Origin of the sequence: Gordonia liuliyuniae (genome assembly GCF_021738805.1) — a bacterium.
Classification (GTDB): domain Bacteria; phylum Actinomycetota; class Actinomycetes; order Mycobacteriales; family Mycobacteriaceae; genus Gordonia; species Gordonia liuliyuniae.
Genome location: NZ_JAKKOR010000001.1, coordinates 577,548 through 601,007, shown reverse-complemented (window position 1 = coordinate 601,007; position 23,460 = coordinate 577,548). Strand labels below are relative to the sequence as shown.

Below are 23,460 nucleotides of genomic sequence, written 5' to 3'. Positions count from 1 at the left end.
GCCTACACCTTCTTGAGCACCGACCGGTCAAGAGTCCGCACATCGGTCTGGCCGGACAACCCCAACGTGAGGTCGAGTTCGGCGACGATATTCGCGACCGCGTCCCGGGCGCCAGCCGCGCCGGCCAGCGCCAAGCCGTACATGTGCGGGCGACCGATGCAGACGGCGTCCGCGCCGAGGGCGAGCGCTTTGAACACGTCCGCCCCGGTGTAGAACCCGGAGTCGACGAGGACCTTCACGCGCCCCTCGACGGCGTCCGCGACGTCGACCAACGCGTCGGCCGACGAGATCGAGCCGTCCACCTGTCGTCCGCCGTGGTTCGACACGATGATGCCGTCGACGCCGACGTCGACCGCCTTCCGCGCATCATCGGGATGCAGGACGCCCTTGAGGACGATCGGCAGCGATGTCATATCTCGCAGCGTGACGATGTCGGTCCAGCTCAACGTCGGCCGGGAGTAGATGTCCAGGAAGGTCTCGACCGCCGCGCGCGGCTCCGGGGCAGTGAGGTTTCGACGGATGTCGCCCGGCACGTTCTTCGCGATGGAGAACAGCGTCTTGATCGCGCCGATGCTGACTTCCGGCTTCTCGCTGACCGCGTCCTTGAGCCGTTCGGCGACGATCTCCCAGAAACTCGGATCGGAAGTGTACTGGTCGATGCCCTCGGCGCGCGCGAACGGCAGCGATCCCAGGTTGAGGTCCTGCGGCCGCCAGCCGAGCATCGTGGTGTCGAGGGTGACGGCGATCGCCGCCGCACCCGACTGCTCCGCGCGGCTCACCAGGCTCCTGACGAGCCGGTCATCGGTGGACCAGTAGAGCTGGAACCAGCGCGGCGCACCGCGGCTGACCGAATCCATCTCGGCGGCAACGTCTTCCATCGGGGCGCACCCCTGGTTGGAGAAGATGTACGGCAGCCCGAGCTCGGCTGCCGCATGCCCGATATGGATGTCGGCGCGATCGTGAGCCAGCGCGCCGGCGCCTACCGGCGAGAACAGGACGGGCGCGGGCAGCGTCTGCCCGAACAACTCGATCTCGAGGTTGCGGTCGCTGGTGTCGCGCAGCATGCGCGGGACGATGGCCCACCGGTCCAGAGCCGCACGGTTGGCCGCCATCGTGCGGCCCTCCCCCGCGCCGCCCGCGATGTACGCCCATCCGCGTGCGCTCATCTTCGCCTTCGCCCGCTTCTCCAACGTCGCGAAATCGGTCGGCACGGACGGAGTGCGCCCGTGAACGCCCGCCCGATAGATCTCGTTCTGCCGCGCCCGCCCGTAGTTCTCAGCCATGGGGTTCATTGTGTCCTACGCCATGGCACCCGTGTGGAACGTGCGGAGACGGCGGGAGCAACAGTGCTCGATCGGCCGGCGGGTTGCGATCAGCGTGTGAGGAAGAAGTAGAAGTGCTTGTCGCGGACGAGGGACGTGCTGCCGTTCATGACGCCCATCAGGGTGTCGTCGTCGACTCGTTTGAAGTGGTCAATCACCGGCTGGCCGTCGTACACCATCGAGGCGGTTAGTTCGCCGCGAAACTCGACCATCCACAGGCTGGCCGCGCCCTTGCCGATCTCGAGGTTCGAGTACAGCTCACCGTCCTCGGCGCGGCAGACCATCGGTGCGACGTCGTATCGTCCGCGCAGCCACTTGCCGTACCAACCGACCGTCTTGAGTTGGCCGTCGAGCGCATGCCCGGACGGGAGTTCGCCACCGCGCCAGTCACCGATGACATCGTCAATCGCAACGGGGGCCAGCGCGGCCCAGATCGCGTCGAGGTCGGCCGGCGCACTGATCTCCTGAGACTCGGCGAGGCGCCGGAACTCTGCGACCGCCTGCTGCTGCGTAAGTTCACTCATGCTCGACGAGTCTACGAGCACACCACACCGAGCACAATCTAATCCTCGGCGTTATCAGTTACCCCGCGGCCCGATCCTTCACCGATGCCTGCAGCGCGGCGAGAAGATCGGCGACCTCGTCGTCACCCTCGTCTGCCTTCGCCTTTTCCGGTTCGGCGAACGCCTGGTCGCCACCGGCCTTCGCCTCGATCAGTTTCGACAACTCCGCCTGATAGGTGTCCTCGAACTGCGACGGGTCGAAGTCGGAGGCCATGGTCTCGATGAGCGATGCCGCCATATCGAGCTCCTTGTCCCGGATCTCGACGTCCGACGAAAGAAAGTCGAAGTCGGCCGCTCTGACCTCGTCGGGCCACAACAGCGTCTGGAGCGTCATCACACCGTCGATCACCCGAAGCGCCGCCAGTCTCGTCCGATTCCGCAGAGTGAAGTTCGCGATCGCCAACCGCTCGGTGCGTTCGAGCGCTTTAGCAAGCAGCACATACGCTTTCGGGGATTTCGAGGACGGCTCCAGGTAGTAGGGCTTGTCGAAGTAGATGGGATCCACCTGGTCGATCGGCACGAACTCGAGGATCGAGATCTCGGGGCTCCGCGTGACCGGCAACTCCGCGAGATCGGCCTTCGTCAGGATCACCGGTTCGCCGGCATCGGACTCGTACGCGTTGGCGATGTCCGCGTACTCGACCTCGGCGTCCGTACCCTCGCGCACCCGCCGATAACGGATCCTGGTGCCGTCCTTCGCGTCGACTTGATGCGAACTCCGGTCGTGGCTCTCCGTCGCCGAGTACACCTTGACCGGCACGTTCACCAGGCCAAAGCTCAGGTCACCCTTCCAGATGGAGCGCATGCTGCGATTGTGCCACGGCTGGGCGCTCGTCGAGCGGAGTCGACGCAGCAACCGGGTTATACGCGGCGGGGACCCGGACACGGCAGAATCGAGTCCATGCCCGGATCCAAGCTGGAGGTCGACGGACGGTTCATCGCGGTGACGAACCTCGACAAGGTGATGTATCCCGGCGACGGCACGCGCAAGTTCGACGTCCTGCAGTACGTTCTGGCGGTGGCGGACGCGATGCTGCCGCATATCGCGTCCCGCCCCGTCACCCGTAAGCGGCGGCCTCACGGCACCGGGTCCGGCCCGTTCTTCGAGAAGGCTCTCCCGTCAGGCACACCGGATTGGCTTGCACGCTTCACGATCGCGCACGCCGACGGCAAGACCATCTATCCCGTCGCACGGTCGGCGGCCGACCTGGTGTGGCTCGCACAGATGGCGGCGCTGGAACTGCACGTACCGCAATGGCGCATCGATCTGTCGGGCGTCGGATCGGCGGGCGACGAGTCCCGTCGCACCGACCGACTCGTCATCGACCTCGATCCCGGACCGGACGTCGGTTTGCATCGGTGCGCCGAGGTCGCGCTCGCGATACGTGACATCCTCGCCGACGCAGGCCTCGTCTCCTACCCGGTGACCAGCGGCGGCAAGGGCATCCACGTGTACGCGCGGTTTCCGGCACCGGTGAAGTCGGAGTCGGCGCGCGCCGTTGCGAAACAGATCGCCGACTCGCTCGCCGCCGCTCACCCGAAAGACGTGACGGCGTCGATGGCGAAAACCGCGCGCGTCTCGAAGGTGTTCTTGGACTGGAGCCAGAACACCGCGGCCAAGACGACACTCGCCCCATACTCGTTGCGCGGCAGCGAACGACCGTTGGTCGCCGCACCGCGGACCTGGGACGAACTCGCGGACCCGACACTCGCACAGCTCGACTTCCGCGACGTCCTCGACCGCATCGGCGAGTCCGGCGACCTTCTCGCCGATCTCGACCCGGCGATCGACCCGGTCATCACGGCCCCAGACACCAATGAGCCAGACAGCAACACCGTGGACCTCGGCGAGTACCGCAAGTCGCGGTCGTCGCGCCTGGCCGCGGAACCGGGTCCGACACGGGTCACCGGAACCACGGCGGGCATCAGACCGATGCTTGCGGCCGACGAGGCGATCGACGGGCTGACCGACGACGCGTGGGCGTTCGAGGGGAAGTGGGACGGATATCGGGTCCTGGCCCGGCACGACGACGGCGACATCCGCTTGTGGTCGCGGTCCGGCGTCGACATGACAGCCGACTTCCCGGAGTTGCGCGAGCTGGGATCCGTGCTGCGCGGGTTCGACGTCGTCCTCGACGGAGAGGTGGTCGCGTACGACGCCGGGGGCCGCACCGATTTCGGGCTCCTCGCCTCCCGGAACCACCGCGACGACGACTACACGCTCGCCTACCTCGTGTTCGACGTCGTCGAGTTGAACGGCACCGATCTCACCGCGACGCCGTGGGGCAAACGGCGGCAGATTTTGGACGAGCTCACCCCCGTAATCGAGGCGGCGGCCATCGCCGAGGTCCCTCCCCTACTGCCGGGGCCGGGCGCGGACGCCGCCGAACACGCCAGGGCGAACGGGTGGGAGGGGATCGTCGCGAAGCGACGCGCGTCGACCTACCAGCCGGGCCGCCGCAGTCCGGACTGGCGAAAGCACAAGAACTGGAACGACATCGAAGTGGTGATCGGCGGGTACCGTCCCGGTCGCGGCGGACGGTCAGGGACCATCGGATCACTGTTGGTGGGGCTGCCGGCCGAGACCGGTCTGCGCTACATCGGGCGGGTCGGCACCGGCTTCACTGACGCTGATCTTGCCGCACTGTTGGCGGAGTTGAAGCCGCTGACGATCGGCCGCAGCCCGTTCGTCGGCACGCTCGACAAGCCGGTCGCGTCGAGCGCGACGTGGGTGCTGCCCAAGCTCGTCGCCGACGTCCGTTTCATGGACTGGACGTCCACCGGGCATCTGCGCCACCCGAGTTGGCGGGGCATCCGACGAGACAAGTTACCGGGCGACCTATAGGCGTCAGCTGAAGTATCGACGTGGGTTGTCGACCAGCATTGTCGTCAACTGTTCCTCGGTGACCCCGCGTTCACGCAACGCGGGTATCACGTCGTCGCTGATGTGATTGAAGTTCCAGTTCGGCACCGCCTGCTCCTTGGCGTCGGCCACGAACCAGTCGATGAAACAGGCTGCGTCGTGCGCGAGGACCATCTTCTCCGCGTAGCCGCGGCGCGCCATCTCGACGACGGTGTCGACGCGTTGCTCGAATGGCAGCAGCAGATCGAGACCGAACCGGTCCATGCCGAGGTACGAGCCTGCGTCGGCCACCCGGCACAGATAGTCGAGATCTGTCGAGTCGCCCGAGTGCCCGATGACGACCTTCGACAGGTCGACGCCTTCCGCGGCGAGCACCCGTTGTGCGACGAGACCGGACTCGGTGTGCGGGTTGGTGTGCACCGTGATCGGCTTGCCTGTCTCGACATGCGCCTGCCCGACGGCGCGCATCACCCGTTCGACGCCCGGAGTGAGACCCTGGACTTCGATCGCGCATTTGAGGAACGCCGCTTTCACCGCGGTGCCTGCGATGCCGTCGCGGATGTCTTTCACAAACAGTTCCACCATCGGCTCGGCGACGTCGAACAGCAGACCCGGCCCGTTGTAGTGGAACTGGAACGGGATCTCGTTGTACGTGTAGATGCCGGTCGCCGCGATGATGTTGATGTCGGCCTGCTCGTTGACCGCCTGGATGCGCGGAATGTAGCGGCCGAGGCCGATGACGGTCGGATCGACGATCGTGTCGATCCCCCGCGCTTTGCATTCACGTAGCTTCGTGACGGCGTCGGCCACGCGGGCGTCCTCGTCCCACGCGCTCGGATAGTCCGGGTAGTTCTGCTGCATCTCGGTGCCGATCACGAACACGTGCTCGTGCATCAAGACATTCCCGAGCGACGCGGTGTCCACCGGTCCGCGGACAGTTTCGACGTTCGACATGGCGACCCCTCATAGTGACTCGCACCACAGCGGCACGAACTCGGAGTCTGTCCCACGTGCCACGGTGCGTCAACCACCGACGCGCTCGCTGTGTCGACGTCCCGGGCAGGCGACGAATGACACCCCGACGTCGATCGAGCGGAGTCGCTCGCTACCGGGACTCCGCTCGATCAGCCGTGGCTCAGCTCAGGTGGTGCACTTCCTGCAACCCGTAGACCGGGGTGTCCAGTCCTTCGAAGCGCGCTTTCAGCTGCAGCGCGAGGTACAGCGAGTAGTGGCGCGACTGGTGGAGGTTTCCGCCGTGGAACCACAGGTTCGGCTGTTGGGTTGGCTTCCACATGTTGCGCTGTTCGCCTTCCCACGGGCCCGGATCCTTGGTGGTGTCCGAGCCGAGGCCCCACACTTTGCCGACCCGGTCGGCGACTTCTTGGCCCATCAGGTCGGCGGCCCACCCGTTCATCGACCCGTACCCGGTCGCGTAGACGATGACGTCGGCGGGCAACTCGGTGCCGTCCTCGAGCACCACGCTGTTCTCGGTGATCTCCTTGACGCCGCCCTTGGCGAGCTTGATGGTTCCGTCGGCGACGAGGTCGCACGCGCCGACGTCGATGTAGTAGCCGGAGCCGCGCCGCAGATACTTCATGAACAGGCCGGACTCGTCGTCACCGAAGTCGAGGTCGAAACCCGCCTTCTCGAGGCGGTCGTAGTAGTCCTTGTCCTGCTCCCGGATCTGGTCGTACAGCGGGATCTGGAACTGGTGCATGATCTTGTACGGCAGCGACGCGAACGTCATGTCCGCCTTCTTCGTCGTCATTCCGCCCTGCACGGCCTCCTCACTGTAGAGGGCACCGAGACCGATCTTCATCAGCGAAGCCGACTTCACCACGTGCGTCGACGAACGCTGCACCATCGTCGTGTCGATACCGTTCTCCACTAGGGCTTTACAGATGTCGTGCGAGGAGTTGTTGGCGCCGATGACGACGACCTTCTTGCCGACGAAGCCGTCCGGACCGGGGTGACGGCTCGAATGGTGCTGGTCGCCGGCGAACGTGTCGGCGCCCGGGAACGACGGGACGTTCGGCTTGCCCGACATCCCGGTCGCGAGAACCAGTTGCGTCGGGTACAGGGTCATCTGCTCGCCGTCGCGAACGATCTCGACAGTCCACCGCCCCTGCTCCTCGTCGTACGACGCGGACCTGCACTCGGTCCGGCTCCAGTACGGAACCTCCATGACCTTGGTGTAAAACTCCAGCCAGTCGGCCACCTTGTCCTTCGGCGCGAACACCGGCCAGTTGGCCGGGAACGGCAGATACGGAAGGTGGTCGTACCAAACCGGGTCGTGCAGGCAGAGCGTCTTGTAGCGGCTGCGCCACTGGTCGCCGGGCCGGTCGTACTTGTCGACGACGAGCGACGTGACGCCCAACTGGCGCAGGCGGGCGCCGAGGGCGATGCCGCCTTGACCGCCGCCGATCACCAGGACGTACGGCTGCACGGTGCGCCCGAGCGCCGCAGCCTCCTCCTCCTGCCGTTCGGCCCACGACTTGGCAGTCGGGTCACTCCCGTGGGAGGCGCCCATCGGGCGGGACACGCCGGTCGACTCCTCGTAGCCTTTCAGTTCCTGCAACGTGGTGAGCAGGGTCCACGCTCGGTCTTCGCCGTCGTCGTCCACGCGTAGACGCAGCTGGCCGTCGCCTCGTCCGGTGGCGGTCTCGAACGCGATGAACGCCTCGGCGACACCGTCGGAGTCGGTCGGCTCCTCACTCGCCACGAACCCGCGCGGTCGGGTCTGCGCTAGACGTTCGGTGAGCATCGCGGCGATCTGTTCGCGACCTTCGACGGTCTTGAGGTTCCAGGTGAACGCCACCAGGTCGCGCCAGTAGCTGTCGTCGACGAACAGCGCGGCCACCGCGTGCGGATCCTCGGCCGCCAGCGCCTCGTTGAACTTGCCCAGCCAGGCTTCGACCCGGTCAGCGGGTGTGCGCACCGTGTCGATCGGGGCGTCCGCAATCTGCGTCATCGCATGTCCTCTCCATCGTGCGGGCTATTCCATCGTGTGGGCCATGTGCCCTCGTGTAGGTCTGTGCCCTCGTTGTAGGTCTGTGCCCTCGTTGTAGGTCTGTGATGGACAGCACACTCCAGGAGTGACGTGGGCGACAAGGGTTGCAGAGGGTTGCAACACCGTTGACGGGCGATGTCGACGGGGCGCACCCTGAAACGACACCAGGTGAGACAGCCACCACAATCGACCGACCCACATGGCGACCGGACCCAGATGGCGACCGACCCACACATCGACCGAGGACTCATGACCACTGCGCATCCGCTTCCCGAGCCGGCCCTCGCGACCGGCGAGGATCCGCGCGAATTCGCCCAGGTGCTCCACGCGATGCATGACGCGGCGATGGCTGGTCAGCGACTCCCTGCCCGCCCCCGATCGGTGATCGGGCAGTCGTGGGCGCGCGTCGCCGACGCGGGGGTCGACCCCGACATCGGCGGTCCGATCGATCCCATCGCGGCAGCCGACCTCACCGAACGGCGCGCCGCATCCGGTCTCGGGTTCCTGCTGGACGATCTCACCCGCGGGCTGGACGCGGTGCTGCGCGACAGCCCGAACATCCTGGTCGTCGCCGACGCGAAAGGCCACGTCCTGTGGCGGGCCGGGACGACGGCCGTCCGCCGCCGCGCCGACGGCCTCGGCTTCGTTGAGGGCGCCTCGTGGGCGGAGAACGCGGTCGGCACCAACGCGATCGGCACCGCGCTGACTGCCGGGCAGGCGGTCCAGGTGTTCTCCGCCGAACACTATGTCCGCAGCCATCACGCGTGGACGTGCACGGGCGCGCCGATCCGCGACCCACGCAGCGGTGGGATGCTCGGCGTCGTCGACGTGAGCGGTCCCGCGTCGTCGATCCACCCGGCGACCATCGCCCTGGTCGACTCGGTCGCCCGGCTGGCGGAGGCGAGACTGCAGAACGTGCACCGGGATCAACTCGACATGCTGCGTTCGGTCGCCGCCCCGATCCTCGCGCGCGCAGGTCGGCCCGCGCTGGCGGTCGACGAGTTCGGCTGGGTGGCGGCGGTCGACCGCGTCGAACCTCGCAGGCGGATCGTGTTGCCGTCCGATTTGGCGCCGAGCCGCGTCCTCGTATCCGGACTCGGACTCTGCGATGTGGAACCATTGCCGGGCGGCTGGCTCGTGCGCCCCGCCGACGCCGCCGAACGCGAAGGCACCACCGTCACGATCGGGGACGTCGTCACGGTGACCTCCGGCGACCGCGTGTGGACGCACAACCCGTCACCGCGGCATCGAGACCTGCTCACCCTGTTGGCGCGGAACCGTGGCGGGTTGTCTGCCGCCGAGCTCGCAGGCGAACTGTTCGGCGATCCGGCGCGGACGGTCACCGTCCGCGCCGAAATGTCCCGGCTGCGCAAGACGTTCGGTGGTTTGCTGGCGACCGCTCCGTACCGGTTCGCGAAGGAAGTCACGGTCAGCCTCTGACCGCGCCGATGCGCGAGCACGGCTGCCGCTGGCCGGATCGGCGGTGACCGCACCCGTCCGTTAGCCTGGTGCGGTACGCGCGGTCCACGGAGGGGAGAGCGGCATGCTCGTCGTCGCGCAGATCAGCGATCTGCATTTCCGCGGTGACGTCGACCATCGCGAGCGGATCGTCGCCGTCCTCGACTATCTGCGTGATCGGTGCGGCGGGTCCGCGAACATCGACGCGCTCCTGGTGACCGGCGACCTGACCGACGAAGGGACCATCGACCAGTACCGCGAAGCGGCCGCCACCCTCGCCACCGACATTCCGACTCTGACGCTGCTCGGCAACCACGACGATCGAACTGCCTACCGCGCCGTCGACCAGCCCGACGCAGTCGATACTTCCGCGCCGGTCGACTCGGCATTGCTGCTCGACGGGCTGCTGCTTTTGGCGCTCGACTCGTCGATCCCCGGCCGCAACGACGGCGCGATCTCCGATCAGACCCTCTCCTGGGCCGAGAAACAGATCTCAGAGGCGGGCGACGTCCCGGTCCTCATCGCGTTCCACCATCCGCCGAATCGGGTCGGGATGCCGTTCATGGACTCGATCGCGCAGCTCGACCCGTCACACCTCGAAGCGTTCGTCCGCCGTCACCCCCAGATCATTGGGCTCGTGTGCGGCCACATCCACTCGCCGTCGGTCGGCATGTTCGCGGGCGTCCCGGTCGTGACCGCGCCCGGGGTGTCCTCGACGTTGAACCTCCCGTTCGAAGGCGACGACATCGTCAACGACTCCCAGCCCGCGGGCCTGGCTTTCCACCTCATCGAAGTCGACCGTCTGACGACGCACTTCCGCAGCGTGCGCTGAGTCGCGCGGACCGCGTCAGTCCAACTCCGCCAGCAATCCCAGCAACGCCGGATGGTCGGGCGCGTGCCGCAATGCCTCGACGACCAGTTCGCGCGCGCGTGCCTGCTGATCGGTTTCGACAGCGTGCATCGCACTCAGATGCAGAACCGGGACCAGCAGTCCGATCCAATTCGCGGCACGGGCACGTCCAGCGACGTCGCGCAGCAGAGTCTCGGCGCGTTCGGGTTCACGCTCGCGGATGATGTCGGCGCGGGCGAAGTCCAGACGCGCGCGTTCGAAGTCGACCGGCGCTGAGGTGGCGATCTCCTCGTAGGTGCGCTCCGCGTGAGCGAGATACGCGAGCGCACGGTCGTGATCTCCGGCGAAGAATGCGGTGAGCGCCGCTGTCCGCAACGCCTCGCCCACCTCGAACGCGCCGCCCGCCTGCGTGTAGGCGTCGACTGCGGTGTCCAGGTCGACGAGTGCCTCACCGAACCGTTGGAGTTCAGCGAGTTCGACGGCGCGTGCGCCATGCAGTTGCCCCATGAGACCGACGGGCGCCTGCCCGGCGTACGCGTCGATGACCTGAGTGAACGACGCGACCGCGTCGCCTGCCCGCCCCGCGGCCGACTGCGCCCGCGCGAGCATCTGGGTGCCGTGCATCTGCGCGCCGAGGTCACCGCGCTCAGCCATCGCGTCGACCGCGGGCTGCACCAGTTCGACGATCGCGAGCGGATCTTCCTCACGCATCAACATGACGTGCGCGAGATCGAATCGCGACGAGTCCGCTGCGTGTTCATCGCCTTCCACCGTCCACACGGAGACCGCGCGCTCGGCGTCGTCGCGCGCGATGTCCAGATCGCCCGCGTCGCTCGCCAACGCCATCCGTGCGTTCAGCACCTGACCGAGTTGCGCGAACCTCGCATGCGATTCCGCCTCTGCCATCAACAGCAGCGCCGACTCGAGGTCGGTCTGCGCCTGCACCCCGGCGGCCAACTGCAGCGCGTCAACGAGACCCCCGCGGAACGCCATCGCCTGATCCGGGTCGGACGCGAGGTCGACGGCTCGACGCGCGGCGACGAGAGCGGCGTCCACGTCGGCCGCCGGATCGGCCGTGTCGAGTTCACCGACGAGATCGGCTCGCAGATGATGGAGCACCGCGCGCTGCGCCGCTGCGTCCGCGTCGATCGAACCCACGGCGGCCGCCACCGCATCGGGATCGGAGATCAGCGCGATCTCGCCGCGATCGACACGGCCGAGGATAGCCAGGCCCTCGTTGACCGCGGCGACGGCCCGATCGCCGTCGAACGGCGCGATCGCCATCGCGCGCAGACGCGCGAAGTTCGCCTGGGCTCCGGCGCTCCACGTCGGGTCGCCGTCCGGCCAGTCGAGAAGAGTCTCGGGCGGCGCGTCACCGCCGTGGACCTCCAGCAGCGCAGCGAGCAGCTCCGACTGCGCAGACCACGAGGCGTACGCCTCCCTCGTCTCGTTTGCCACCGCGCGCAGGTCGGCGATCGCCTGCTGCGGATCCTCGCGCCGACGATCCCACGCGAGCATGTGCCGTGCGCGGGCGAGGCTCCGACCGTCGAGCTCGCCGAGGCGCCCCCGCAACGCGTCTGCACAATGCGCGGACCGTCGAGGCGACACCGAGCCGAACGACGTCAGGCCGCTGATCAGTTCCTCGGCCGACCGCTCCGACACCGCCTTCACTCGACCGCCCGCGTTCCGGCTCGACCCGGTCGTCCGCAGTGCAAGGATCTCGTCGAATGACGACGACGCCCACGACGACGCGTTCCGCACGTCGAACCGGCCGCCAGCCAAACGGACCCGATCGGCGAGTTCCTCGGCGAGCTGCGCGGCGGAGACCAGCACCGGTGCGCCGTCGCCATCTCGTCGCGCGACGACGGTGTCGGGGTCGGCTGCGGCCGCCGACGCGAGAGTCGCCGACAGGGCGGCCGCCAACTGCGCTTCGGCGTACAGGTTGGCGCCCTCGTCGACAGCGTCGAGGTACTTGAGAGCCATCGGCAACGCCCGCTCGAGCGCATCAACCCGAATCAGTGCGACGAGCGCGTCGGCGACGTGGTGATAGACCCGGACCGGGCCGTACGTCTCGTCCAGGGCTGCGGCCGCCCGGATCACATCGTCGCGGCGGCCGTCCCGCCCCCAGCCGTCGATCAACGCGCCGTACGTCTCCGCCGGATAGAACCCGCAGCGTTCACTCGGGTCTCCGTCGAGGTCGGCGGACGACAACGCTTGCGCCTGCGCGTATCCGCCCGCCGCACTGTAGACCGAGGCCAACGTCGCGCGCGTCCCCGGCCCGCAGGTGCCCGACGGCGGCGTGAAGTCGGTGCACTGGTCGAGGATACGGATCGCTTCGGCCGGATCACCGCGGTGGACGGCGATCCACCCGTGCACGGCAGCCTCGACCGCCGGCGCGTAGTAGGCGGTGCCCCGGACGCGTCGCGCCCAGTCAGCGACGAGCGCCTCGACCTGGCCGAGCGCGAGCTCGGGAACGCCGACGAGAGCATCGAGGAGATCGACGACGGTCGTCTCAAACTGCTCGACCTGCCAGTCCTGCATGTCGAGTGCTGTCCCCTCTGCCTCCATCGTCTGGAGGAGCCAGGCGACGAGCGTCAACACGTCGGTCGTGCGGCCCGACCACAGTGCGGCATACGAGGCCTCCAGCCGCGTGAGGAAGCGCAGATCGAGGTCGTCGAGCTCATCGGCCCGAGCGATCAACGCCGGAAACTGCGAGAAGTCCTCGTGCCCGAAGCGAGGGTCGCCGTGCCGCGCCATCCACAAGTCGTCGAGCAGTTCGGAGACGGGCTCATCCATCGGCCCGGCACCGGTCATTCCGATGTCCCTTCGATGCGGTCACGGGTGGCGAGGTCGGCGAGCAGAGTTATCGCCGAATCGAGTTCGGAGGCGGCCGCAACCCGCACCGATCGGCGGGCGCGGAGCATGGCCTGGCTGTAGATCGCGCGGACGAGAGCACCGGCGACCACATCGTCGGCCAGCGTCGGCAGCCGCGCGACGAGCGGGTTCGTCACGTTCAACACCAACGATGGTCTCGTGGGAGCGGCTTCGCCGTCGTCGATCGCCGACAGCGCCGCCAGCCACGCGTCGGGCTCGCCCGCCGTCTGCGACAACATCTCCGAGCGGTCCTGAGCGATCTGTGCGGTGTCGTCGGTGAGTAGCAGACCCGACACCGATTCGGGTTCGAACGCGCGGAGCGTCACCTCGCACTGGAACGGCGACACTGCGCGGCGCGCGACGTGCACTGCGCCGTCGAACTCCGCGCGGACCTCCCGCGACGGCATCGTCAGCGCCGACAGCAGGAACTGCTGGCCGATCGGTTCGCAGCGCATCGACGGATCGGCGGCGACGATCGCGCGGATCGCCGCCGTCTCGAACGCATGCCCGGCGTTCACCAAGCCGATTCCGCGGCCGGCGAGGACGTCCGCGAGGACGCGGTAGTCGTCGATGCTGCCCGCGTACCTGATCGTGTCGAAACGGGCGCGGAACGTGGCGAGCGGCATCGGCCCCACATTGGTCTCGAACACGCAGTGCTTGTCTACGAATCCAAGCAGTTCGGGTCGATGCGCGGCGAGCGCTTTCACGCCTTGCTCGTGGACGGCGAGGAACCGTTCCCGCAGTGCGGGGCGGGCGCCGAGCCCGGTCAGCCACGCCTGGATCTGGTCGCCCAACGACGCCGCCACCACATCGAACAGGTCGTCGTGGACGATCCCTTCGCGCGACGCCGTCGGTTTGAGTCCCGTCGCGTCGACGACGACACGCACGAAGTACGCCCACTCCGGGACAAGCCCGGGCACGTCGCCAACGAGTAGGCCTTTGACATACGCGCGGTGCACGGCGCGGGCGACGAGGTCGCCGCCGGTTGGCCGGACGAACGCCACGCCGCGCAGCCCGGCCTCGGGGACGTCGACCTCGAACATCTCCAACGGCGTGAAGCCGAACTCGTCCTGGCAGAAGGCGACACGGGCCGCGTCTCGGCCACCGGACGGATCGCCGAACAGCCCGACGCCTGGATTGACCCGGTCGCCGTTCACCAGGACCGGGGTCGGATGCATCCCGGTGTACTCGGCGGCGAGGGTGCGCACGCGGTCGGGTGCGAGCCACATCTTCGCATCGCCGCGCGCCTCGATGCGGACGGTGGTGCCCGTCTCGGCGCGTTCGCCCGCCCGCATCTCCACGTGGCCGTCCGACGACCCCGTCCACACGACGGGTTCGGAGCCGCCGGCACGCGAGGAGACCTCGATGCGGTCGCCGACGAGGAATCCACTGAGCAGCCCGACACCGAACTGCCCGATCTGTGATGTGGAACCGAAACCGAACGGATCGCGTTTCGAACTCGCTCCGATGGTGCCGAGAAGGTCGGCGATGGTGCCTGCGCTCATCCCGACACCGTGGTCGGCGAGCACGACGTCGCTTCCGTCCGCGGTGATCTCGATCGGCTCGTCCGGCCGCCCGGCGACGGTCTGCGCATCGATCGCGTTCTGTAGCAGTTCCCGCACGTAGACCCCGGGCCCGGTGTACAGGTTGGTGCCGAGGACCTCGATCAGAGCGCGCAGATCGACGTCGAACATTCGAGCGTCATCCATGGACTCGATGGTACGGGCCGGGCGCGTGCGCCCACGACGTCACCCGTTCCGCTACTCCCTAGTCAGACCTACACCGCTCACGACTGGCATCGGGCAATGGACCACTCGTGGCCGCGACCGGTGTAGGTTTCCCGCGCAAGCCGCGCCGAGCCCACCCACAAGACACTTACGTCCGAGTCTGGTGACCGGGATGCGGCCACCAAGCTCGGACGTAAGCGACGTGATGCGTTACAGCGCTGAGATGATCTCCTCGACGCGGTCCTTCGCGTCACCGAACAGCATCTGCGTGTTGTCGCGGAAGAACAGCGGGTTCTGGACGCCTGCGTAACCGGCGGCCATCGAACGCTTGAACACGATGACGTCCTTGGCGTTCCACACTTCGAGAACCGGCATGCCCGCGATCGGCGAGCTCGGATCTTCGGCGGCCGCCGGGTTGACGGTGTCGTTGGCTCCGATGACCAGCACGACGTCCGTCTCCGGGAAGTCGTCGTTGACCTCGTCCATCTCGAGGACGATGTCGTACGGCACCTTCGCCTCGGCGAGCAGCACGTTCATGTGGCCCGGCAGACGACCGGCGACCGGGTGGATGCCGAACCGGACGTCCACGCCCTTCGCCCGCAGTTTGGCGGTCAGATCGGCCACCGGGTACTGGGCCTGGGCGACGGCCATGCCGTAGCCCGGGGTGATGACAACCGATTTGGCGCCCGCGAGGAGCTCGGCGGCCGCATCCGACTGGATCTCGCGGTGTTCGCCGTAGTCGGTGTCGTCCGATGGCCCGGCGACGATGCCGAAGCCGCCCGCGATCACCGAGATGAACGATCGGTTCATCGCCTTGCACATGATGTAACTCAGGTACGCACCGGACGAGCCGACGAGGGCACCGGTGACGATCAGCAGATCGTTGTTGAGCAGGAAACCCGACGCGGCAGCGGCCCAACCGGAGTACGAGTTCAGCATCGACACGACGACCGGCATGTCGCCGCCGCCGATCGACGCCACCAGGTGCAGTCCCAAGAGCAGTGCGACGACGGTGATGACCGCGAGCAGAATGTAGCCGGTCGTGTCGGCATGGTCGTCCCGTGCCACGTACACGCCGGTCAGGACGGCGAACACGACGATCGATCCGACGTTGATGAAGTTCTTGCCGGGCAGCATGAGCGGAGCCGACTTCATCTTCGCCGACAGCTTCAGGTTGGCGATGATCGAACCGGTGAAGGTGACTGCACCGATGAAGATGCCGATCGCGACCTCAGCGGCGTGAATGCCGATGATCGCGCCCTGGTCGTCCGGGGCGACGTCGTGCAGGTGAGCGCCCTGGATCGCGCCGTTCCAGCCGATGAGGACGGCGGCGAGACCGACGAACGAGTGCAGCAGCGCGATGAGCTCGGGCATGCCGGTCATCTCGACGATCTTCGCGCGCCACAGACCGATGAGTCCGCCGACGACGACGGCCGCGATGAGCAGGCCGATCGGCAGCCACTTGTTGAATGACACCCCGGCGAAGTCGAGATCGTTCAGATCACTGACGGCCACCGCGATGGTCGCCGCGAGGGCGATGACCATGCCGACCATGCCGTAGGTCAGACCGCTCTTGGCCGACTCGTGTTTCGACAGTCCTGCGAGGGACAGGATGAACAGCAGCGATGCGACGATGTACGCCGCGATGGAGATGGAGTTGATGTCCATGTCTCACGCCCCCTTACTGAACATGCTGAGCATGCGTCGGGTGACGGCGAAGCCGCCGAAGATGTTGATGGAGGCGAGCAGGATCGCGATCGTCGACAACACCAGGATCGTGGTGTTGCCGGTTGCGATCTGAAGGAGCGCGCCGACGACCACGACACCGGAGATGGCGTTAGTGACCGACATCAGCGGCGTGTGCAGTGCGTGCGCCACCTTGCCGATGACGTAGTAGCCGATGACGATCGCCAGCATCAGCACCGTGAAGTGCTGTGGGATCGGATCGGGGGCAAACGCGTTGACCAGGAAGAACAACACCGCCCCGACCAGAACCAGGCCGACCTTCGCACCAGCCGACATCGGCTCCTTGGGCTCCTCGGCGGGAGCGGCCGCAGCGGGCGCGGCCTTCGGAGCAGCCGACACCTGGACCGGCGGCGGCGGCCACATCACATCGCCGTCGCGCGTGACGATGATGCCGCGCTGGACGACGTCATCCATGTCGAGCGTGAGCTCGCCGTTCTTCTCCGGCGTGAGCAGCTTGAGCAGGTTGACGATGTTGGTGCCGTACAGCTGCGACGTCTGTGCGGCCAAGCGACCGGACAGGTCGGTGTAGCCGATGATCGTGACGCCGTTGTCGGTGACGATCTTCTCGTCGGTGACGGTGCCCTCGGCGTTGCCGCCGTTGGCCGCGGCCATGTCGACGATGACCGATCCGTGGCGCATTCCCGCGACGGTGTCGGCGCTGACCAGCTTCGGTGCGGGACGGCCGGGGATGAGCGCGGTGGTGATGACGATGTCGGCGGCGCGCGCCTCCTCGTCGTACATCGACGCGGTGGCCGCCTCCTGCTCGGCGGTCATCTCCTTGGCGTAGCCGTCCTCAGACTTCTCAGCTTCGAAGTCGACCTTGACGAACTCGGCGCCCATCGACTCGACCTGCTCGGCCACCTCGGGACGCACGTCGAACGCGCGCACCACGGCGCCCATGGCCGACGCCGCACCGATCGCGGCCAGGCCTGCGACACCGGCGCCGACGACGAACACACGTGCAGGCGGGATCTTGCCCGCCGCCGTCACCTGGCCGGTGAACATGCGCCCGAACTCGTGCGCCGCTTCAACGACAGCGCGGTAGCCCGCAACGTTGGCCATCGACGACAGCACGTCCATCGACTGCGCACGCGAGATGCGCGGCACAGCGTCCATGGCCAGCGCCGTGACGCCCGCGCTCTGCAACTTCTCCACCAGCTCCGGGTTGCGGCCCGGAGCCATCATCGAGATCAGCACGGCGCCGCGGCGCATGCGCGCGATCTCCTCGTCGGTCGGGGCGTTGACCTTGACGACCACGTCGGACGCCCACACGTCGTCGGAGGAGCCGATTCGAGTACCGGCGTCCGAGAACGCCGCGTCCGGCTGCTCTGCGAGCGCACCGGCGTCGGCTTCGACGACGATCTCGTAGCCGAGCTGCTGCAGTTGCGCCACCGTCTTCGCGGTGGCCGCAACGAGCGTCTCGCCTGCCTTAGTCTCCCGGGGGATGCCGATCAGCATGTCACTGCCTCTCCCACACTCTTTCCTGTTCTCACTTGTCTGATGTCCGCACCGAGTCGAAGTCGATGCGGCACCAGGGTGAGACGGATGGCAGAAAAGAGGCCGCCCTTTTCACGGGGCGGTCTGCATCCATCGGCCAGTGCTACGTCGAACTCGCTCGATGCGCGCGGGCGACACGTGGCCGATCCCGCTTATGAAAAACGTGCGACGAACTTAGCATGAGGGTCAGAGCCCTCACGCCGCTGTAAGGTGCGTCACAAGGCCAGCTCAGATGTGTGCTGCAGCCGATGCGCCGGCACGCCGCCCGAAGTACGACCCTTCACCGAGCTGGGTGCCCGATGCGTAGCCCTTCCCGTCCTGCGCGAGGTTGGCGGCGCAGGCTCCGGCAGCGTACAGGCCCGGGATTACCGAACCGCTCTCGTCCAGGACCGCGCCGTCGACGGTGGTCGCCATGCCACCGATCGTAAAACCGGCGTACAGCGCCTTGCCGAGGCTCATGTCGAAGGCCGCCCAGGGCCCGCGATCCTGCGGTGCGAGGAATTCCGGGCTCTTGTGGAAATCGGGGTCCTCGCCCTTCGCAGCATAGGTGTTGTACCGGTCGAGAGTCGAAACGAGGGTCTCGCGGTCGAGGCCGAGGCCGTCTGCCATCTCTTCGACGGTCTCCCATCCGTCGATGAACGGGGCGAGGGGGAACTCGGGCCGTTTCATGTGCGCTTCGTCGACGATGAGGTAGGCGGCCCGGTCGGTCTGGTCCATCACGAACCCGGAGGTTCGGGAGTGGTACGAGTCCTCGGCGACGAAGCGCTTGCCCTCCTTGTTGACGGCGAGGCCGGTCAACAGGATCGACGGCGGGTAGACGGGTGCGGTGATGAACGCCTGATCCATGTGCTTGAGTGCGGCGCCGACGGAGACGCCCATGCGGATGCCGAGCCCGTCGTCGTAGGTGCTGCCGAGCGTGAACGGCTTCTCGGCGAGCTGCGGCACGTGCTGCGCGACCATGTCGGGATTCATGACGAATCCGCCCGCGGCGACGATCACCGACGTCGCGCGGATGAAGCCTTCGTCCGCCCCATCCTTGTACTGGACGCCGACGACGGCACCGGTGTCGTCGACCACCAGCTTGCGGCCGCCGACCTCGTACCGGATGGGCACGCCGAGTTCGCCGAGTCGTTTGACGAGCAGCTCGATCACCATGCCCGCGCCGCCCGTGTCGCCTTCGACCGGCACCTTGTGACCACGCGGGGCGGGCACCGCCTTCTCGTAGAACGGCCAGACCTTCTCGTTGCCGGTGAACATGAGGCCCTGCGTCTGCGGCTGGATGACAGCCTTCTCGGGGTAGTAACTCCGTTCGAATTCGAAGCCCAGGTTCTCCAGCCAGTTGAAGTGGTCGACGCTGTCGTCGCAGTAGGCGCGGATCTTGTCGTGTTCGGGTTCGCGTGAGACTGCGGTCAGGTACTTGGCCATCTCGTCGGCGCTGTCGGCGTGCCCGGTCGCCTGCTGCACCGCGGTGCCTGCGCCGAGATAGAAGTGGCCGCCCGCCATGCACGTCGTGCCGCCCGCCGCGGCCGACCGCTCCAGAACGAGGACGTTCGCGCCATTCGTCGCCGCTTCGACTGCGGCGCAGCATCCGCCGATACCCGCGCCAAGCACGAGGATGTCGACGACGTCGTTCCACTCGGTGACGTCGCTCGCGTTGATTACTTCAGGAATGTCCAGACCGCTCATGGAGTTCAGCCTAGACGAGCGTCTAGAACAAGTTCTAGTTTCTGTGGTTGTGCGCGCTCGACGGCACCGACGAACCGCGCATCGCGGACGCATTGCTACTGTCATCGACAGAGTGCAGCGGGGAACCCGGTGAGAATCCGGGACTGGCGCGCAACGGTGTGGGCCTCCGTCGTGGAGACCCGAGTCCGATCACCAGCTGCACTCACGAATGTTCATCACGTATCTCGCGCACAGATACCCGACATCGAAAGACGCATCGTGTCGTCCTCAACGGCAGAGAAACCACCACTCGCCGCAGCCGGCTCATCCTTGTTCGGCCCGTACCCACTCGTCGTGATGCTCGCGGCCATGACCGTCGTCAGCGTCGTCGTATCCGTCGCCTTCGGCGCCGAGAACATCCCGATCGACGAGGTCTGGCGGTCGGTGTACGCCGGACTGACCGGGCAGCGGGGCGACGCCGCGTACGACATCATCATCTGGGATCTCCGTCTGCCCCGCTCGGTGATGGCCGCCGTCGTCGGCGCAGGCCTGGCCCTGGCGGGTGCACTGATGCAGACGCTGGTGCGCAACCCCCTCGCCGACCCCTATCTCCTCGGTGTCTCCTCCGGCGCAGCGGTCGGGGCGACCGCGGTCCTCACTGTCGGCGCGTTCTCCGCGTTCGGGGTCTGGGCGTTGTCGGGCGGCGCACTGATCGGCGCGCTGGCGGCGACGGCGATCGTCTACTCGGTCGCGCGCGCCCAGGGTGAGCTCACCGCACTCCGCCTGGTCCTGTCCGGGGTCGTCCTGTCGTCCGCGTTCATGGCGCTGTCGTCGATGATGGTCTTCACCGTTGGCGACCCGCACGCCGCCGAGGGAGTCATGTTCTGGATGCTCGGCAGCGTGTCCGGCGCGACGTGGGCCAAGGTGCCGATCGCAGCGGCGGTTGTCGCTGTGGCGACAATCGGGATGCTCATGATCCGGTCGTGGCTGGACGCGTACGCGGCAGGCAACGACACCGCCGCGTCGCTCGGCGTACCGGTCACCGCGTTGCGGAACGGACTGTTCGCCGTGCAAGGCATCCTGATCGGCGTACTCGTCGCCGTGTCCGGCGGGATCGGGTTCGTCGGGTTGATCGTCCCGCACGCCGCGAGACTCGTCGTCGGAGCCACCCACCGGGCGATGCTCCCGGTCGCCGTGTTCGGCGGCGCACTCTTCCTGGTCTGGGTGGACGTGATCTCGCGTGTCGTCGCTGCGCCCCGCGAAATGCCCCTGGGCATCGTCACCGGGCTGATCGGTGCACCCGTCTTCCTGTTCCTGATGAACCGCCGCTCCTACTCGTTCGGGAATCAATCGTGAAGCCGCACAGTGCTGTCGCGGTCCGCGCGTCCGGCCTCACCTGCGCCGTCGGCGGTCGCGACGTGGTCACCGACATCGACTTCTGTGTGCCGAGCGGAGCACGACTCGCCATCGTCGGCCCGAACGGCGCCGGAAAGACCACGCTGTTGCGGACACTCGCCGGAATAGCACGGCCCGCGCGCGGATCCGTCGCCTTCGACGGCGTCGACGTCGCCTCGATGCGCACTCGACGACGCGCACTGTCGGTGGCGTACGTCGGGCAAGAGGACCAGCCGAGCGGTGACCTGACGGTCACCGAGGCCGTTGGCCTCGGACGGACCCCGCATCGCGGCCCGTGGTCGGTCGCCGATCGGTCCGATCGCTCGATCATCGACGACGCTCTCACGGCTGTCGGGATGCTCGCCTACGCCGACCGGGCCTGCACGGACTTGTCCGGGGGTGAGCGCCACCGCGTCACCATCGCCCGTGCACTCGCTCAGTGCGTGCCCGCGCTCGTGTTGGACGAGCCGACGAATCATCTCGACGCCGCGTGGCGCCTTCGCCTCATGGACCTGATCGACTCACTCCCCTGCACCGTCGTCGCCGCTGTTCACGACCTCGACCTGGTGTTGCGTCACTTCGACCTGGTCGCCGTCGTCTGCGACGGGACACTCCGATCGTTCGGCGCCCCGGTCGAGGTGCTGTCCCCCGAACTCGTCCATGACGTCTTCGCCGTGCGCGGCGACGTCGTCGGTCACCCCGTCACCGACCTGCCTCATCTGTTACTCACCGAAGCCACGCCGTTCGCCGCTTCCCTCCCGAAGGAGTCCCCGTGACATCCCGTGCCGTGCGCACCGTAATCGCCCTGTCCGCGACGACCGCGATCGCCGTCACCGCTGCCGCGTGCGGTTCGGCGTCGACGTCCACGACCGGAGCCACCGTCACGGTCACCAACTGCGGCGAGGAGGTGACCTTCGACCAGCCGCTCGACCGACTGTTCGTCAACGACGGCGGGATGATCGCGACCGCATTGGCGGCAGGCGCCCGCGACAACATCACCGCGGTGAGTTCACTCTCGCGCGACGCCGACATCCTCCGCCTCGAATTCGGACAGCAAGTCGACGCCCTGAACGAGGTGACCACCGAGAACCCGACGCTCGAGAACTTCGTCGCCGCTCGACCGCAGGTCGTCTACGCGGGCTACAACTACGGCATGAGTGAATCCCGCGGGATCACCGTCGACGTGCTGGCTCAGCACGGCATCGACGTCTATCAACTTTCGGAGGCGTGCCGCCAGGCGGACGGCGAGAGTGAACGGGGCACGATGGATCCCTGGGTGGCGCTTGACACCGATCTGCGCAACATCGGCACGATCACCGGCCACGCCGACGAGGGCGCGGCTGCAGCCGACGAGGTCCGGAACCGTCTGGCGACGTTGCGGGCCGCACCGCAGACCCGGGACCGGCCGACCGTCTTCCTGTTCGACAGCGGGAGCGACACCGTGTTCACGTCGGGATCGTTCGGCGGACCGCAAGGGATCATCGACGCGGCAGGCGCGCATAACGCGACCCAGGATGTCGACGACACATGGACAGCGGTCAGTTGGGAACGTCTGGCGATCGCGGATCCGGACGTGATCGCGTTCGTCGACTACCCGGGTCAGTCGGTGGAAGAGAAGATAGCCAGCCTGCGCAGCAACCCGGCGAGTCGGTCGCTGCGAGCGGTGCAGGAGAAGCGGTTCATCAACCTGCCCTACGCGATGTGGGTGTCGAGTCCCCTCAACATCGACGCCGCAGAGATTCTCCGGAAGGCCCTGGAACAGCAGGGTTCCCTGCCGGAGTCGTCTATCACGACCTCGCTGGACGTGGCGTCGCTCGGACTGAACGGAAACGATCTGTTGGTGCGCTGACTCAACTCACTTCCACACCCAGAAGCTCACACCCTTGTCGGCGCCGAGGAAGCCGTAGCCCACGTAGACCCCGTTGGGCAGGCGACGAAGCTCGTCGTGTGCGAATCCGAGACCGCTGCGCGCGTAGTCGATGCGGACGACGCGTTTGCCGTCGACGGTCGACGGTCCGTAGTACACGTTCGCCGACAGTGCTTCTCCGCCGAGGACGCGGTTGTTGAGCCAACCGTTGTAGAAGTGTTTACCGGACCAGATCGCGCTCGCCGCGTCGGACGCGGCATCGTTCGGTCCGCCGATCGGCCGCGTCTGACCGTGGTAGACGCCCTTCGGGATGGCGCCGGCGTCAGCGGTGCGGAACAGCCGGTCGATCCCGGCCTGGCTGCACGAGTTCCGCAGCGCAGAGACGGTCGCCGCCTTCGACGTCGACGCGGTCACCGTCGTCGGACATTTAGGGGCGGCATGAGCTTGAGTGGGAACCGCGACCACGAGACCGGCAGCAGCTATGACGGCGAGGACTATCTTCGGGGTGCGCATGTCTTCAGTGTGCGCCCCGAACCGCTCCTGCGGTAGGGGTTCTTGTCCTCAAGTTCCCCGCTCACGACCGCCATGCGTTCAGGGAGCGATGCCGGCGCTGAGCGGGGAAC

The 23,460-nt window shown here is 67.3% G+C and carries 16 protein-coding genes, 1 pseudogene and 1 riboswitch; of the genes and pseudogenes, 6 read left to right on the top strand and 11 right to left on the bottom strand.

What is annotated here, in order from left to right; translation table 11 throughout:
* Positions 1 to 2 precede the first annotated feature (2 nt).
* The 3 genes and pseudogenes from L5G33_RS02725 to ku form a co-directional block, all read right to left on the bottom strand.
* Entirely contained in the window at positions 3 to 1,283 is a 1,281-nt protein-coding gene (locus L5G33_RS02725) for an alpha-hydroxy-acid oxidizing protein (protein ID WP_236996593.1), read from the bottom strand.
* 89 nt (positions 1,284 to 1,372) lie between these two features.
* Positions 1,373 to 1,846 (bottom strand): DUF4334 domain-containing protein, encoded by a 474-nt coding sequence (locus L5G33_RS02720; protein ID WP_236996592.1) that lies wholly within the window; start codon positions 1,844 to 1,846, stop codon positions 1,373 to 1,375.
* Positions 1,847 to 1,916: 70 nt separating this feature from the next.
* A pseudogene (ku, locus tag L5G33_RS02715) lies at positions 1,917 to 2,690 on the bottom strand (non-homologous end joining protein Ku); the annotation flags it as partial.
* A 96-nt stretch (positions 2,691 to 2,786) separates the two neighbouring features.
* On the opposite strand from ku, the gene ligD reads away from it, so the two are divergent.
* Positions 2,787 to 4,730 (top strand): non-homologous end-joining DNA ligase, encoded by a 1,944-nt coding sequence (ligD, locus tag L5G33_RS02710; RefSeq protein ID WP_236996591.1) that lies wholly within the window; start codon positions 2,787 to 2,789, stop codon positions 4,728 to 4,730.
* Between the two features lie 3 nt (positions 4,731 to 4,733).
* Here the strand turns inward: ligD and L5G33_RS02705 are convergent, their stop codons facing one another.
* Both L5G33_RS02705 and L5G33_RS02700 read right to left on the bottom strand, forming a co-directional pair.
* Positions 4,734 to 5,702: a phosphotriesterase family protein gene (locus L5G33_RS02705; protein ID WP_236996590.1), complete on the bottom strand. Its 969-nt coding sequence runs from the start codon at positions 5,700 to 5,702 to the stop codon at positions 4,734 to 4,736.
* Positions 5,703 to 5,883: 181 nt separating this feature from the next.
* Positions 5,884 to 7,719: an NAD(P)-binding domain-containing protein gene (locus L5G33_RS02700; RefSeq protein WP_236996589.1), complete on the bottom strand. Its 1,836-nt coding sequence runs from the start codon at positions 7,717 to 7,719 to the stop codon at positions 5,884 to 5,886.
* Between the two features lie 288 nt (positions 7,720 to 8,007).
* Here L5G33_RS02700 and L5G33_RS02695 point away from each other — a divergent pair, with 288 nt between their 5' ends.
* Together L5G33_RS02695 and L5G33_RS02690 are read left to right on the top strand one after the other, a co-directional pair.
* The gene (locus L5G33_RS02695) at positions 8,008 to 9,198 is read left to right on the top strand and encodes a GAF domain-containing protein (protein WP_236996588.1); all 1,191 of its coding nucleotides are present in this window, start codon (positions 8,008 to 8,010) and stop codon (positions 9,196 to 9,198) included.
* Between the two features lie 103 nt (positions 9,199 to 9,301).
* Entirely contained in the window at positions 9,302 to 10,048 is a 747-nt protein-coding gene (locus L5G33_RS02690) for a metallophosphoesterase (RefSeq protein WP_236996587.1), read from the top strand.
* A 15-nt stretch (positions 10,049 to 10,063) separates the two neighbouring features.
* Here the strand turns inward: L5G33_RS02690 and L5G33_RS02685 are convergent, their stop codons facing one another.
* The 5 genes from L5G33_RS02685 to L5G33_RS02665 form a co-directional block, all read right to left on the bottom strand.
* Entirely contained in the window at positions 10,064 to 12,880 is a 2,817-nt protein-coding gene (locus L5G33_RS02685; RefSeq protein WP_236996586.1) for a hypothetical protein, read from the bottom strand.
* Complete coding sequence (locus L5G33_RS02680; RefSeq protein ID WP_236996585.1) at positions 12,877 to 14,649, bottom strand: HSP90 family protein; 1,773 nt, start codon at positions 14,647 to 14,649, stop codon at positions 12,877 to 12,879. The genes L5G33_RS02685 and L5G33_RS02680 overlap by 4 nt, the downstream gene beginning before the upstream one ends.
* Before the next feature lie 228 nt (positions 14,650 to 14,877).
* Positions 14,878 to 16,335, bottom strand: coding sequence for a Re/Si-specific NAD(P)(+) transhydrogenase subunit beta (pntB, locus tag L5G33_RS02675; RefSeq protein ID WP_236996584.1), 1,458 nt, complete (start codon positions 16,333 to 16,335; stop codon positions 14,878 to 14,880).
* A 3-nt stretch (positions 16,336 to 16,338) separates the two neighbouring features.
* Positions 16,339 to 17,871: a Re/Si-specific NAD(P)(+) transhydrogenase subunit alpha gene (locus L5G33_RS02670; RefSeq protein WP_236996583.1), complete on the bottom strand. Its 1,533-nt coding sequence runs from the start codon at positions 17,869 to 17,871 to the stop codon at positions 16,339 to 16,341.
* 267 nt (positions 17,872 to 18,138) lie between these two features.
* Positions 18,139 to 19,596 (bottom strand): FAD-binding protein, encoded by a 1,458-nt coding sequence (locus L5G33_RS02665; RefSeq protein WP_236996582.1) that lies wholly within the window; start codon positions 19,594 to 19,596, stop codon positions 18,139 to 18,141.
* A 78-nt stretch (positions 19,597 to 19,674) separates the two neighbouring features.
* Positions 19,675 to 19,793, top strand: a riboswitch (cobalamin riboswitch).
* Between the two features lie 139 nt (positions 19,794 to 19,932).
* On the opposite strand from L5G33_RS02665, the gene L5G33_RS02660 reads away from it, so the two are divergent.
* The 3 genes from L5G33_RS02660 to L5G33_RS02650 are packed head-to-tail and all read left to right on the top strand — an operon-like array spanning position 19,933 to position 22,819.
* On the top strand, positions 19,933 to 20,931 hold the full coding sequence (locus L5G33_RS02660; protein WP_236996650.1) for a FecCD family ABC transporter permease: 999 nt from the start codon (positions 19,933 to 19,935) through the stop codon (positions 20,929 to 20,931).
* The gene (locus tag L5G33_RS02655) at positions 20,928 to 21,746 is read left to right on the top strand and encodes an ABC transporter ATP-binding protein (RefSeq protein ID WP_372476845.1); all 819 of its coding nucleotides are present in this window, start codon (positions 20,928 to 20,930) and stop codon (positions 21,744 to 21,746) included. Before L5G33_RS02660 ends, L5G33_RS02655 begins: the two co-directional genes overlap by 4 nt.
* Before the next feature lie 11 nt (positions 21,747 to 21,757).
* Positions 21,758 to 22,819, top strand: a complete 1,062-nt coding sequence (locus tag L5G33_RS02650; protein ID WP_372476849.1) for an ABC transporter substrate-binding protein — start codon at positions 21,758 to 21,760, stop codon at positions 22,817 to 22,819.
* Between the two features lie 6 nt (positions 22,820 to 22,825).
* Here the strand turns inward: L5G33_RS02650 and L5G33_RS02645 are convergent, their stop codons facing one another.
* Complete coding sequence (locus L5G33_RS02645; protein WP_236996580.1) at positions 22,826 to 23,350, bottom strand: hypothetical protein; 525 nt, start codon at positions 23,348 to 23,350, stop codon at positions 22,826 to 22,828.
* Positions 23,351 to 23,460: the final 110 nt, after the last annotated feature.